The sequence below is a fragment of the Mesorhizobium marinum genome (assembly GCF_040813675.1).
In the GTDB taxonomy this organism is placed as follows: Bacteria; Pseudomonadota; Alphaproteobacteria; order Rhizobiales; family Rhizobiaceae; genus Mesorhizobium_K; species Mesorhizobium_K marinum.
Map to the genome: position 1 here is coordinate 933,651 of NZ_JBFOCI010000001.1, position 13,412 is coordinate 947,062.

General features: G+C 66.4%; 13 protein-coding genes. 9 read left to right on the top strand and 4 right to left on the bottom strand.

The features are described 5' to 3' along the window. Positions 1-11: 11 nt before the first annotated feature. The 4 genes from ABUE31_RS04415 to ABUE31_RS04430 are packed head-to-tail and all read left to right on the top strand — an operon-like array spanning position 12 to position 3,872. Positions 12-1,067, top strand: coding sequence for a hemin-degrading factor (locus ABUE31_RS04415; protein WP_367722272.1), 1,056 nt, complete (start codon positions 12-14; stop codon positions 1,065-1,067). Between the two features lie 11 nt (positions 1,068-1,078). After that, positions 1,079-1,966 (top strand): heme/hemin ABC transporter substrate-binding protein, encoded by an 888-nt coding sequence (locus tag ABUE31_RS04420; RefSeq protein ID WP_367722273.1) that lies wholly within the window; start codon positions 1,079-1,081, stop codon positions 1,964-1,966. Positions 1,967-1,975: 9 nt separating this feature from the next. Continuing rightward, complete coding sequence (locus ABUE31_RS04425) at positions 1,976-3,076, top strand: FecCD family ABC transporter permease (protein WP_367722530.1); 1,101 nt, start codon at positions 1,976-1,978, stop codon at positions 3,074-3,076. Between the two features lie 7 nt (positions 3,077-3,083). Next, a complete protein-coding gene (locus ABUE31_RS04430) occupies positions 3,084-3,872 on the top strand; it encodes a heme ABC transporter ATP-binding protein (protein ID WP_367722274.1) in 789 nt (262 codons plus the stop codon). 20 nt (positions 3,873-3,892) lie between these two features. Here the strand turns inward: ABUE31_RS04430 and rirA are convergent, their stop codons facing one another. Next, on the bottom strand, positions 3,893-4,357 hold the full coding sequence (gene rirA / locus ABUE31_RS04435) for an iron-responsive transcriptional regulator RirA (protein WP_367722275.1): 465 nt from the start codon (positions 4,355-4,357) through the stop codon (positions 3,893-3,895). 198 nt (positions 4,358-4,555) lie between these two features. Between rirA and ABUE31_RS04440 the strand changes: the two genes are divergently transcribed. Next, positions 4,556-5,038: a MaoC family dehydratase gene (locus ABUE31_RS04440; RefSeq protein WP_367722277.1), complete on the top strand. Its 483-nt coding sequence runs from the start codon at positions 4,556-4,558 to the stop codon at positions 5,036-5,038. On the opposite strand, the gene ABUE31_RS04445 is transcribed toward ABUE31_RS04440, so the two are convergent. Next, on the bottom strand, positions 5,035-6,075 hold the full coding sequence (locus tag ABUE31_RS04445; RefSeq protein ID WP_367722278.1) for a zinc-dependent alcohol dehydrogenase family protein: 1,041 nt from the start codon (positions 6,073-6,075) through the stop codon (positions 5,035-5,037). The genes ABUE31_RS04440 and ABUE31_RS04445 overlap by 4 nt on opposite strands. 191 nt (positions 6,076-6,266) lie before the next feature. On the opposite strand from ABUE31_RS04445, the gene ABUE31_RS04450 reads away from it, so the two are divergent. From ABUE31_RS04450 to ABUE31_RS04465, 4 genes are all read left to right on the top strand, one after another. Beyond that, positions 6,267-7,766, top strand: a complete 1,500-nt coding sequence (locus ABUE31_RS04450) for a helicase HerA domain-containing protein (RefSeq protein WP_367722279.1) — start codon at positions 6,267-6,269, stop codon at positions 7,764-7,766. A gap of 130 nt (positions 7,767-7,896) precedes the next feature. After that, complete coding sequence (locus tag ABUE31_RS04455; RefSeq protein ID WP_367722280.1) at positions 7,897-8,388, top strand: (2Fe-2S)-binding protein; 492 nt, start codon at positions 7,897-7,899, stop codon at positions 8,386-8,388. Between the two features lie 140 nt (positions 8,389-8,528). Continuing rightward, the gene (locus ABUE31_RS04460; protein ID WP_367722281.1) at positions 8,529-10,871 is read left to right on the top strand and encodes a xanthine dehydrogenase family protein molybdopterin-binding subunit; all 2,343 of its coding nucleotides are present in this window, start codon (positions 8,529-8,531) and stop codon (positions 10,869-10,871) included. A gap of 114 nt (positions 10,872-10,985) precedes the next feature. After that, positions 10,986-11,780 (top strand): FAD binding domain-containing protein, encoded by a 795-nt coding sequence (locus tag ABUE31_RS04465; protein ID WP_367722282.1) that lies wholly within the window; start codon positions 10,986-10,988, stop codon positions 11,778-11,780. Positions 11,781-11,914: 134 nt separating this feature from the next. Here ABUE31_RS04465 and ABUE31_RS04470 read toward each other — a convergent pair whose 3' ends face one another. Together ABUE31_RS04470 and ABUE31_RS04475 are read right to left on the bottom strand one after the other, a co-directional pair. Continuing rightward, a complete protein-coding gene (locus ABUE31_RS04470) occupies positions 11,915-12,232 on the bottom strand; it encodes a c-type cytochrome (RefSeq protein ID WP_367722283.1) in 318 nt (105 codons plus the stop codon). A gap of 172 nt (positions 12,233-12,404) precedes the next feature. Then, positions 12,405-13,388: an RgsD C-terminal domain-containing protein gene (locus ABUE31_RS04475; protein ID WP_367722284.1), complete on the bottom strand. Its 984-nt coding sequence runs from the start codon at positions 13,386-13,388 to the stop codon at positions 12,405-12,407. Positions 13,389-13,412: the final 24 nt, after the last annotated feature.

The window sequence follows — 13,412 nt, forward strand, 5'->3', positions numbered from 1 at the left end:
AGGCAATCGACATGGATCAGAACGTCAAGCCGGCGCCCCACCAGATCAGGGCGGCGCGAGCCGAATACCCGAGGGTGCGAGAGCGCGACCTTGCTGCGCAGTTCGGCATTTCCGAGGCCGATCTCGTGGCCGCCTTTTGCGGGGAAGGCGTCCGGCGTCTCGAGCCGCGCGTGAACGACGTGCTGCTGGGGCTCGAGGCGGTCGGCGAGGTGATGGCGCTGACGCGCAACGACAGCGCGGTCCACGAGAAGATCGGCGTCTACGACAAGATCGAACTCGGCGAGCATGCCTCGCTGGCGCTGGGCGAGCAGATCGATCTGCGCATCTTCCCGAAGGTCTGGACGCACGGCTTTGCGGTCGAGAAGCGCGACGGCGAGGAGATTCGCCGTTCGCTGCAGTTTTTCGACGATGCCGGGGATGCTGTGCACAAGGTACATCTGCGCCCGTCGTCCAACCTCGACGCCTACGAGGCGCTGGTGCGGGGGCTTCTGGCGAGCGACCAGTCGCCGTCTATCGCGCTGAAAGGCGTCGCATTGAAAACCGCCGGTGACGGCGAGGCCGGAAGCGTCGAGGATCTGCGCGACCGCTGGACCCGCATGACCGACGTCCATCAGTTCTTCGGCATGCTGAAGGCGCTGAAGCTGTCGCGCCTGCAGGCCGTGCGCATGATCGGCGACGACTATGCCTGGAAACTCGCCGATGAAAGCCTGGCTGCGCTGTTCAACCTTGCCTCGGCTGATGGGCTGCCGATCATGTGCTTCGTCGGCAATCGCGGATGCGTGCAGATCCATTCCGGCCCGATCGCCAACATCAAGACGATGGGTCCCTGGATCAACGTCATGGACGAAACCTTCCACCTGCACCTGCGCGCGGACCATGTGCGCGACCTGTGGGCCGTGCGCAAGCCGACCAAGGACGGCCACGTCACGTCGATCGAGGCCTATGACGCGAACAAGGAACTCGTCATCCAGTTCTTCGGCCAGCGCCACGAGGGCGAAGCGGAACGCGACGACTGGCGTTTCCTCGTGGAGAACCTGCCCAGGGTTCCGGTGCAGACGGCGGCCTGAGGAGAGATCAGATGGGTCGCATCCATGCCGTTTCGCGCGCCTCCTGGGCGTGCGCGTTCATCGTCGCGCTCGGTGCGGTCGCCGCGTCGGCGGACGACGGCGTTTTCGCCGATCCCTCGCGGATCGCGGCGGTGGGTGGTTCCGTCACCGAGATCGTCTACGCGCTCGGGCAGGAGGACAAGCTTGTCGCGCGCGATTCGACCAGCCTCTATCCCGCCGCCGCGCTGAGCCTGCCCGATGTCGGCTACATGCGCCAGCTGTCGCCGGAGGGCGTGCTGTCGGTCAATCCGACCGGCATTCTGGCGGCCGAAGGCAGCGGCCCCAGGGAAGCGATCGACGTCCTGGCGAAGGCAAGCATACCGCTCATCACGGTGCCCGACAGCTTCGATCATGCCGGCATCCTCGAAAAGATACGCGTCGTGGGCAAGGCGCTTGGCGTCGAAAAAGAGGCGACCCGGCTTGCGGCCTCGGTCGATGCCGAACTTGTTGCCGCCGAAGCGCTGACAAAGGGGATTCTCGAGAAGAAGCGCGTGCTCTTCATCCTTTCCCTCCAGGGCGGAAAGATCCTGGCGGCGGGATCGGACACGGCGGCGAGCGGCATCATCGACCTCGCCGGCGCTGCGAACGCGGTCGAGGGCTATTCCGGCTACAAACAGCTGTCTGACGAGGCCGCGATCCTCGCCCGGCCGGACATCGTGCTGATGATGGACCGCGGCGACGGAGAGGGCGTCTCGGAGGAGGAGGTGTTTGCGCATCCCGCCATCGCGCCGACCCCTGCGGGCCAGGCCCGGAAGCTGATCCGCATGGACGGCGGCTATCTGCTGGGCTTCGGCCCGCGCACCGCCGCCGCCATCCGCGACCTGGCGACCGCCCTCTACGGCGACCAGGTCAGGGGCTGAACCGTGGCTATGGTTTCCGCAGCCGGCACGGTCGGCGCCAGACGACGGCAGGCGCCCGACGGCGACAGGTCGGTCCGCGCCAGGCTGGCGATCCTGCTGCTTGCGATGCTCCTGGCGGCGACGGTCCTTTTCAGCCTCGTCTCCGGCGCGTCCGACGCGTCGGTCCTGGCGGTGATCCGCGACGGGTTGGTTCCGTCGCTTTCGCCCGACGATGCGCTGTCGGCGCGGGATCGCGTCATCGTCTATGACATCCGCCTGCCGCGGGTCGTGATGGGCATGCTGATCGGCGCGGCGCTCGCCGTATCCGGGGCGGTCATGCAGGGGCTGTTTCGAAATCCGCTCGCCGACCCCGGTCTCGTCGGGGTCTCGGCCGGGTCGAGCCTGGGCGCTGTCGCGGTCATCGTTCTGGGCGCCGGGGTTCTGGCCCCGCTCACGGCCTTGCTGGGAGACTATGCCTTGCCGCTTGCCGCCTTCATCGGCGGGCTGGTCACCACGCTCGTGCTCTACGGCATCTCGACGCGTCAGGGACGCACCTCCGTCGCCACAATGCTGCTTGCCGGCATTGCGCTCGCCGCGCTGGCCATGGCCTTCACCGGCGTGCTGATCTTCGTCGCCGACGACCGGCAGCTGCGCGACCTGACCTTCTGGTCTCTCGGCTCCCTTGCCGGCGCGACCTGGCAGAAGATCGGTGCGGTCGCGCCGATCATCGTCCTGGCGCTGGCGGCAACGCCCTTCCTGGCCAGGGGACTCAACGCGCTGGCCCTGGGCGAGCCGACCGCCGGCCATCTCGGGATTCCGGTCCAGCGGCTGAAATACACCGCTATCGTGTCGGTTTCCGCCGCTGTCGGCGCCGCAGTTGCGGTCAGCGGCGGCATCGGCTTCGTCGGCATCGTCGTGCCGCATCTGCTGCGGCTCCTGATCGGCCCCGACAATCGCTACCTGCTGCCCGCTTCGGCGCTGCTGGGCGCCAGCATGCTCCTGCTCGCGGACGCCATCAGCCGCACCATCGTCGCGCCGGCCGAACTGCCGATCGGCATCGTCACGGCGAGCGTCGGCGCGCCGTTCTTCCTCTGGATACTGCTGCGCCGCCGCGGCATTCTCGACCTCTGAGGCCGCCATGATCGAGGCAACAGACCTGTCCGTTACGATCGCCGGCCGCGAAATCGTCTCGGCGATCGATTTCCAGGCGAAGGCCGGCGAACTGACGGCGATCGTCGGACCAAACGGCTCAGGCAAGACGACCTTCCTGAAGGCGCTTTCGGGAGAACTGGCCTATGCCGGCCGGGTGACGGTCAACGGCCGCGACCTCGCTGCCATGAAGGCCTGGGAAGCGGCGTCGGTCCGGGCCGTGCTTCCGCAGGCGACGGCGCTGTCGTTCCCCTTCACCGTGCGCGAGATCGTCAGGCTCGGCCTGGCGGGCGGCCGCTCGGGCGCGGCCGACAGCGAGTCGGAGACGCTTCCCGAACGCGCGCTGGAGCGGGTCGACCTCGGCGGTTTCGCCGGACGTTTCTACCAGGAACTCTCAGGCGGCGAGCAGCAGCGCGTCCAGCTCGCCCGGGTGCTCTGCCAGGTCTGGGCACCGGTGGTCGGCGACGCGGCGCGCTATCTTCTCCTCGACGAGCCGATTTCCAGCCTCGACATCAGGCACCAGCTGATCATCATGAACCTGGCGCGCGACTTCGTCGCACGCGGGGGCGGGGTGGTCGCGATCCTGCACGACCTCAACCTCACGGCGATGTTCGCCGACCGTATCGTCATGATGCACAGTGGCCGCCTGGCGGCAGCGGGGGCGCCGCGGGAGGTGTTGCGCGACGACCTGATCTCAAGCGTCTTCGAGTGCAGGCTGAAGGTCGGCGTCCTGCCGGCGGGCGACGTGCCTTTCGTGCTGCCGCAGTCCGCAGCTTGACAGGGCCTGCCCTGAGGCGGCTATCCGGCCTGCGGTAGCGCCTCGAGCGGCATCGGTATTCCGAGCAGGCCGCGCATGTCGGCCTTCCTGGCGACCAGGTCGGCGATGGAATGGCGCATCAGCACTTCGAAGAACGCGTTGAGCGCCTCGCGCAGCGCTGAGTTCAGCGCGCAGGAATCGACCAGCGGGCATTCTGCGGCGTCGTTCTCGAAGCATTCCGCCATGGCGAAGTTCTCTTCGGTTACGCGCACCACGTCGAACAGGGTGATCTGGTCGGCCGGACGACCGAGCCGAACGCCGCCGTTGCGGCCGCGCACCGTCTCGACCAGCTTGGCTTCCACCAGCGGCTGCAGGATCTTGAAGAGGAAAAGCTCGGACACGGAGTAGGCGCTCGCGATCTCGGGGATGCGGCTCAGGCGGCCGTCGTTGGCCGCGCAATACATTAGGATGCGCATCGCGTAGTTGGTCTGTCGCGTCAGCCGCATGTTGCGAGAATCCCTGCAGGATTTGAGGTTCGGCCAATATGGCCCATTCCTTAGAACAATTCCAGAAAATAAGATGATGCTTTGCATCAACTTAACGGCTGCGCCAACCCGGCGCACGCCTGCAGGTTGACATGCGGTTCGGCTTCGTGGTCTCGACACCGATCGGATGGATGACCGACGACAGCAAGGCGAGGTGAGGTGGCCAGGGCCGGACTCTCTTTCGAAACACTGGGCGACCTTGTCGGCAAGGAACTTGGCGTATCCGGCTGGGTCACGGTCGACCAGGACATGATCGACCGGTTCGCCGAGTGCACCGGTGACCGGCAGTGGATCCACGTCGATCCCGAGCGGACGAGGAAGGAAAGCCCGTTTCGCAAGCCGATCGCCCACGGCTACCTGACGCTTTCGCTGGTCTCGGCGATGGCGCTGGAGATCGACGCCGTTCCCGAGAATACGCAGGCGGCCTTCATGCACGGGCTCGATGCTGTGCGCTTCGTTGCCCCTGTCATCGTCGGCTCCAGGGTGCGTCTGCGCTCGACTCTGGTGTCGATGGAGCATGCAGGACCCGGCCAGTACCTGCTCAGGACCGGCAACGTCGTCGAGATCGAGGGTGATTCCCGACCGGCGCTGACGGCGGACGTCCTCGTGATGCTCTACGAGCGGCGGCGAAAGCGCACCTAGAACCGGTCGATCACGCCGATGCCGACGGCCTCGAAGTCGTCCATGGCCATCAGGGCGGCGGGCGCTTCGTCGAGCGAAATGCGCCTGCCGAGGAGGCGCTCGGGCCTCAGCTTTCCGGCGCGGATCATCTCCATCATCGCCTGGTAGCGGAAGGCCTGCATGCCGTGGCTGCCGCGGATTTCCAGTTCATGGGCGATCACCTTGGCCATCGGAATCTGCGGCTTGGAATGTTCGCCCAGCATCAGCCCGACCTGGACATGGCGACCGCGACGGCGAAGGTTCGAGATCGAGTTGTAGCAGGTGGTCGGGTGGCCGAGCGCGTCGATCGACACATGTGCGCCGCCATCGGTGATCTCCTTGACCGCCGCGACGACCCGGGGCGTCCTGGTTGCGTTGACCGTCGCGACCGCGCCGAGCTTCGTCGCGAGGTCGAGCTTGTCGTCCGTGAGATCGACAGCGACCACGTTCGCGCCCATCGCGCTGGCGATCATGATGGCGGAAAGTCCGACGCCGCCGCAGCCATGAATGGCGACCCATTCCCCAGGCCCCGTCCGCGCCTGGTCGACCACGGCGCGGAAGGACGTGACGAATCGGCAGCCCAGGCTGGCGGCGGTCGCGAACTCCATGTCAGCCGGCAGGGCGACGAGGTTGGTGTCGGCGAAGTCGAGCGCGACGTATTCGGCATAGGAGCCCCATGCCGTGAAGCCCGGCTGATACTGGTGCTCGCAGACCTGGTGGTTGCCCGAAGTGCATTCGAAACAGCGTCCGCATCCCGCAACGAACGGCACGGTAACGCGGTCGCCTTCCTTCCAGCGGGTGACACCGGCGCCGACCGCCGCCACCGTGCCGGCCAGTTCATGCCCGGGAACGTGGGGCAGGCGGATGTCGGGATCGTGGCCCATCCAGCCGTGCCAGTCGCTTCGGCATAGGCCGGTCGCCTCCACCTTCACGACTACCCCCTCCGGCGGGGGCGCTGGATCCGGCACCGTCCGTACGCTCGGCGCTTCGCCGAATGCCTCATAGAGCACTGCCTTCATGGTCGCCTGCTTTCTGATCGGTCGGGCGGCTGCTGCGGCCCGAGGTTCCGTGGCGAGACTATTGCGGGAGGCGGAATTTGCAACGGCCCTGCCGGGACCTGTGGGTTTCGCAGAATCCGGCGGGCATTTCCGCCGCCAAGATGCTAGATGGCCGGTCGCGCTGCATCCGCCTTGCAGGAACGGAGGCTTGAATGAAGGTCGATATCGAGATGGGAACCGCCGGCAGGGCGGCGGCCATGCTCGATCTTGAGGAACTGCTGGCGACGCGTCTTCTCGTGCAGGGCAATTCGGGCTCCGGCAAGTCGCATCTCTTGCGCCGCCTTCTTGAACAGAGCGCGCCCTGGGTTCAGCAGATCGTGATCGATCCGGAAGGCGATTTCGTCACGCTGGCCGACAAGTTCGGCCACGTGGTCGTCGATGCGCGACGCACGGAGGCGGAACTCGCCGGCATCGCGGCGCGCATACGCCAGCATCGCGTCTCCGCAATTCTGAACCTGGAGGGCCTCGACGTCGATCAGCAGATGCGCGGCGCCGCAACCTTCCTGAACGCCCTGTTCGATGCCGATCGCGAGTTCTGGTACCCCGTTCTCGTCGTCGTCGACGAGGCGCAGCTGTTTGCGCCGGCGGTCGGCGGCGAAGTGGCCGACGATGCCCGCAAGGCGTCGCTCGGCGCGATGACCAACCTGATGTGCCGTGGCCGCAAGCGCGGCCTGGCCGGGGTCATTGCCACCCAGCGCCTTGCCAAGCTGGCCAAGAACGTTGCCGCGGAAGCCTCGAACTTCCTCATGGGGCGGACTTTTCTCGACATAGACATGGCGCGCGCGGCCGATCTCCTCGGCATGGACCGGCGGCAGGCGGAGATGTTCCGGGACCTGGCGCGCGGGAACTTCGTCGCGCTCGGACCGGCGCTGTCGCGGCGTCCGCTGCCGATCGCCATCGGCGCGGTGGAGACGTCGGCGCGCTCCGTCAGCCCGAAGCTTACGCCGCTGCCGGATACGGTGGACGATGTCGAGAACCTGATCCTGACGCCTTCGCCCGAGGAGATGCGCCAGCCGGTGCGGCGTCACAGGCCGCCGGCGCCGGCGGCAACGGCCGACATCATGGCGCAACTTGCACGCTCGACACCAGAGCAGGAGCCAACTCCCGAAACCGTGCTGCAGGAGGTCGACGAAGCCGAGCGCGAGGCGACGATCACGTCGATCGTGCGCGAGATGATCGACGAACGGGACGTCGCGTTTCAGACGGATTCCGTGCTGTTCCAGGATTTTCTCGTGCGTTGCCGCATTCGCCGCCTCCAGGGCGGCGCCGTGGGACTGCCGGAGTTCCGGCGCAGGCTTGCGATCGCCAAGGCGCGCGTCGACGACGACCTTGCCGCCGGCGAGCCGTGGCAGCGCGCGCTTGGCCTCTCGGCAAGCCTGCCGGATGACCTCCAGTCGGTGTTCCTGATCGTCGCCAAGGCAGCGATAGCCGGCGAGAACTGCCCGTCGGACATGGCGCTCGCACGCGCCTACGGCACGCACTCGTCGCGACGCGCCCGCCGGCTGCTCGCCTATTTCGAGGAGCAGGACGTGGCGGTTGTGCGGTCCGATTTCCAGGGGCGGCGTATCGTCGCGCTTCCCGACCTGGGCTGCGAGACGGCGCCCGGCGACCCGGACGCGCAGGACGGCCCGCACACCGAAGCGGCCGAGTGAGGCACCGCAGCGCCGGGCATCGAGCCCGGCTAGAAAACCCCTTTCCGTCCGGTCGGTTATGGATGTAGGCTGATCCCAGGCCCGAACGACTTCGGGCGAGGTACCTAGGCTGAGGACCAAGGGAGGAAGCATGTCCGAAGTGTCGTTGGTGGTGAACGGTCGCAAGGTAAGCGCGACGGTGGAGGATCGGACGCTTCTGGTCCATTTCCTGAGAGAACATCTTGGACTGACGGGAACCCATGTGGGCTGCGACACGTCGCAGTGCGGCGCCTGTGTGGTGCATGTGGACGGCAAGGCCATGAAGTCGTGCTCGATGCTGGCGGCGCAGGCTTCGGGCTCCGAAATCGTCACCATCGAAGGGCTCGGCGCCGGCGCGGAACTGCATCCCGTGCAGGCGGCGTTCCGGGAACACCACGGTCTCCAGTGCGGCTTCTGCACGCCCGGCATGATCATGGCGGCGACCGACATGATCCGGCGGCATCCCGAAGGGCTGGACGAGAAGACGGTGCGCGCCGAACTCGAAGGCAACATCTGCCGTTGCACCGGCTATCACAACATCGTCAAGGCGATCCTGGCGGCTTCCGAGGCGATGGCCAAGGGCGGCGCGGTGAAGGCAGCCTGAGACTTTCCCGGCGTGGGCAAGGTCCGCTCCGGGGCGGTGGCGAGACACGATAAAGCCGAACAATTGCAACGATTTGCGCGGCTCCACTGCTCAAGGCATCCGGGCGTTTGTTCCTGCCAAGGTTCTGGAGGAGAATTCTGATGGGTATGGAAGGCATCGGCGCGCGCGTGGCGCGCAAAGAGGACAAGCGGTTCATCACCGGCGCCGGGCGCTATGTCGACGACATGGTGGTGCCCGGCATGAAGCACGCGGCATTCGTCAGAAGCCCGCACGCGCATGCCGAGATCGTTTCGATCGACGTCTCGAAGGCGCAGGCGATGCCCGGCGTCATCGGGGTGCTGACCGGCAAGGAACTCAAGGCCGACGGCATCGGCAATCTCATCTGCGGCTGGATGATCCATTCCAAGGACGGCTCGCCGATGAAGATGGGCGCATGGTCGCCGCTGGCGGTCGACCGGGTGCGCTATGTCGGCGACGCCGTTGTGATCGTCGTTGCCGACAGCAAGGGGCAGGCGCGCGACGCGGCTGAAGCCGTCGAGATATCCTACAAGGAACTGCCGGCGGTCATCAGCGCGGTGGATGCGCTGAAGGCGGGTGCGCCGCAGCTCCACCCCGAGGCTGACAACAACCTCATCTTCGACTGGGAGATCGGCGACCAGAAGGCGGCCGACGCGGCAATCCAGTCGGCCGCCCATGTGACCAAGATCAGGATCGTCAACAACCGGCTGGTGCCCAACGCGATGGAACCGCGCGCGGCGCTCGGCCACTATGACAGGGCCGAGGACCACTACACCTGCTGGACGACGTCACAGAACCCGCACGTCGCGCGGCTGGTGATGAGCGCCTTCTACAACATCGCGCCGGAGAACAAGCTGAGGGTGATCGCCCCCGATGTCGGCGGCGGTTTCGGCTCGAAGATCTACATCTATCCGGAAGAAATCGTCTGCCTCTGGGCGTCGAAAAAGACCGGCGTTCCGGTCAAGTGGGTCGCCGACCGTTCCGAGAGCTTCCTGTCCGACGCGCATGGCCGGGACCACGTCTCGGAAGTCGAGATGGCGTTCGACAAGGACAACCGGATTGTCGGCCTGAAGGTCGACACCATCGCCAATCTCGGCGCCTACATGTCGCTGTTCTCGTCCTGCGTGCCGACCTATCTCTACGCCACGCTGCTGTCCGGCCAATACAACATCCCGGCGATCCACGCGAACGTGCGCACCGTCTACACCAACACGGCGCCCGTCGACGCGTATCGCGGGGCAGGGCGGCCGGAAGCGACCTATCTGCTGGAGCGGACGGTCGAGGTGGCGGCGCGCGAACTCGGGGTCTCGCCGGGAGAACTCAGGCGCAAGAACTTCATCACTGAGTTCCCGCACCAGACGCCGGTCATCATGAACTATGACGCCGGCGACTACGCCACGTCGCTCGACGCCGCGATGAAGGAGGCGGACTATTCCGGATTTGCTGCGCGTCGCGATGCGGCGAAGGCGAAAGGCAAGCTGCGCGGCATCGGCATGAGCTGCTACATCGAGGCCTGCGGCATCGCTCCGTCGGCCGCGGTCGGTTCGCTCGGCGCCGGCGTAGGTCTCTGGGAATCGGCCGAAGTGCGCGTCAACGCGGTCGGCACCATCGAGGTGCTGACCGGCTCGCACAGCCACGGGCAGGGACACGAGACCACCTTCGCGCAGCTCGTCAACCAGCGCTTCGGGGTGCCGATCGACAGCGTGTCGATCGTGCACGGCGACACCGACAAGGTGCAGATGGGCATGGGCACCTACGGCTCGCGGTCGGGCGCGGTGGGCATGAGCGCCGTCACCAAGGCGCTCGACAAGGTCGAGGCCAAGGCCAAGCGGATCGCGGCCCACCTGATGGAGGCCGACGAGGGCGACATCGTCATCGAGAACGGCGAACTGAAGGTGGCCGGTACCGACAAGACGGTGCCCTGGTTCCAGATGGCGCTGGCCGCCTACACGGCGCACAACCTGCCGGCCGGCATGGAGCCCGGCCTGAAGGAGACGTCTTTCTACGATCCCTCCAACTTCACCTTCCCGGCGGGCTGCTACATCTGCGAGGTCGAGGTCGATCCCGACACCGGCGTGACCGAGATCGTGCAGTTCGTGGCCGCCGACGACTTCGGCAACATCATCAATCCGATGATCGTGGAGGGCCAGGTGCATGGCGGCATCGCACAGGGCGTCGGCCAGGCGCTGCTGGAAGGAGCCGTCTACGACGACAGCGGCCAGCTGCTGACCGCCAGCTACATGGACTACACCATGCCGCGCGCCGACGACCTGCCGTCGTTCAAGGTGTCGACCTCCAACACGCCTTGCCCGGGCAATCCGCTCGGCATGAAAGGGTGTGGCGAAGCGGGCGCCATCGGCTCGCCGCCGGCCGTCATCAACGCGATCACCGATGCGCTCGGCATACGCGACATCGCCATGCCGGCGTCGCCGCAGACCGTGTGGAACGCGTTGCATTCGAACTGAGAAACAGTCGCGGGAGAGCAGGGACCAAGGAAACCAGGACAGGCGCAAGGTTGCCCTGAGGTTTCCAAAAAACCCTTCTCCCCGCCAAACCTCACCGGGAGGGAGACGAACAAGATGTATGCAGTCAACTATCACCGCGCATCCTCGGTCGCCGAGGCAGCCAGCCTACTCGGCAAGGGCGAGGCCAAGCTGCTGTCCGGCGGCATGACGCTTATTCCGGCGATGAAGACGCGGCTCGCCGCGCCGTCCGACGTGGTCGACATTTCGCGTATCGGCGAACTGAAGGGCATCACCGTTTCGGGCAACACCGTCACCATCGGCGCGGCGACGACCCATGCCGAGGTGGCCACCAGCGCAGATCTCAAGAAGGCGGCCCCTGCCGTCGCCGACCTTGCGGCGCATATCGGCGACCCGCATGTTCGCCACCGCGGCACGATCGGCGGTTCGGTCGCCAACAACGATCCGGCAGCCGACTATCCGGCGGCGTTGCTCGCCCTCAACGCAACGGTCGTCACCAGTTCCCGGGAAATTTCCGCGGGCGACTTCTTCACGGGGCTGTTCGAGACGGCGCTCCGCGACGGTGAGATCGTCACGGCGATCCGCTTCGAGAAGCCAGAGAAGTCGGCTTACCAGAAGTTCCCCAACCCGGCCTCTCGCTACGCCATGACAGGCGTCTTCGTGGCCAAGGGTAGCGACGGCGTAAGGGTCGCGGTCACCGGTGCCGGCGACAACGGCGTGTTTCGCCAGGAAGACATGGAGAAGGCGCTGGCGCAGAACTTCGGACCGTCCGCGCTCGACGGCGTGTCCGTGTCGCCTGACGGGCTGATGACCGACATCCATGCTTCGGCCGAGTACCGGGCCAACCTTGTGAAGGTGATGGCCAAGCGGGCGGTCGCGAAGGCGGGCTGAACCGGCATCCGGCAGGCGCGACCTGCCGCTACTTGAACAAAAAGGCTCCGGTTCGACCGGAGCCTTTTTCATTTGTGCCGGCGCTTACGCGCAGAAAGGGCGACTGTTGCTGTCCCGCTGGATTGGACGACCGGTCACTCAAGCGACTTCAGGAAGGCTATCAGATCGCCGATCTGGTCTGGGTCGAGCTTGAACTCGGGCATGCTGGGATGGCCCGTGCGGATTCCCTCCGCGAGCGATTCCTGGAGGTCCTCCACGGGATAGCGCTCGTGCAACTCGCGAAACGGCGGGGCGACCGACAGAGGGCTCGGACCGACAGGGTCTATCGAATGGCACTGCGAGCAATTGGTCTTGGCGAATACCATTCCACGTTGCTCGGACGGGGTGAGGGCATGCGCGGCATTGAGCGCCGTCGCCGAAACAAGAAGCGCCAGGCCGACACGTGCTTTCATCTCAAGTCCTCTCCTCGATGCCGCAGCGTGACAGGGTTATCCCAACCTGCATGATTCTACCATGACCGCGAAACCCACGACTGTCGTTGATCCGGGTCAAAGCAGGACGATTGTCAGCGGAAACCTTTGGCCAAGCGGCGCGATTGCGCGGCCGGAGAACCGGTGCGCTAGTCTAGTCCGCGCCTTCCATGTCGATCACCGCGTTGGCCTCGGTCGCGAGGACCTCGACGTCCTGGTTGCGGCCGCCGACCACGGTGAAATCGCGCTGGTAGATGCGGTCCTTGTTCTTGGCGATGATGGTGTAGTCGCCCTCGGCCAGAACCAGGGAGGCGAAGGCGCCCACGACCTCGCGCACCGGGTCGCCGGACGACGACAGGACCGACCATGACGTGTCGGCGATCGCCTCGCCGCCGGCCTCACGCACCAGCTTGAGGGTCAGTTCGGCCGCATGATGCTCGACGGTCGCCTCCGTCAGCTTTCCGGCCTCGATGCGGATGTCGGATCGGATCACGGCGTTCACGGAGCCGTAGGTCGAGACGATGTGGTAGGTGCCGGAATTCAGCCGCACCACGGAATTCGGGCTGACGTCGGGAATGATCAGCGCGCGCTCGCTGCCGGCATCCGGCTCGGCTTCGTAGATGGAGAACTTCAGCTTGGCGGGCGGGATGCGCACGCCGCCGGCGAGGGTGGCGTCTAGCTTCAGGCCGCCAGCGTCGAGAACCAGGCTCTCGCTCTTGTTCTCGCGGCCGACGGAGATGCGCTTGGTGGCTCCGGCGCGACCATAGGAGGCGTGCACCAGGTAGCCGCCGGGCGCGAGGTTGAAGACGGCGGTGCCGCCCTGCGCCGAGGCGATCAGCGGCAGCTTGCCGTCGGGGCCCGCGGCCTGGCCGAAGACGCGCCAGACCAGCCCGCGCGAGATATCGGCACCCTCTTCGGTCAGCTTGGCCGACAGCGTGATCTCGCCGCCGGTGGTCAGCGCGAGCGGCGCCCCGGGGTCGACTGCGGGCGCGAAGCTGGAGAAGGAGGGCAGGTCGAGACCGACGGCGGGCGCGCCGCCGGACGGCGCGAATTCCTGTGCAATGGCGAGCACCGGCGCGGCTGCGAGGAAAGCCGTCGCGGCAAGGCCAAGAAAAAGACGGATCACCCCTCCGGTCATGCTTGCTTTTGACCCCAACGGGAT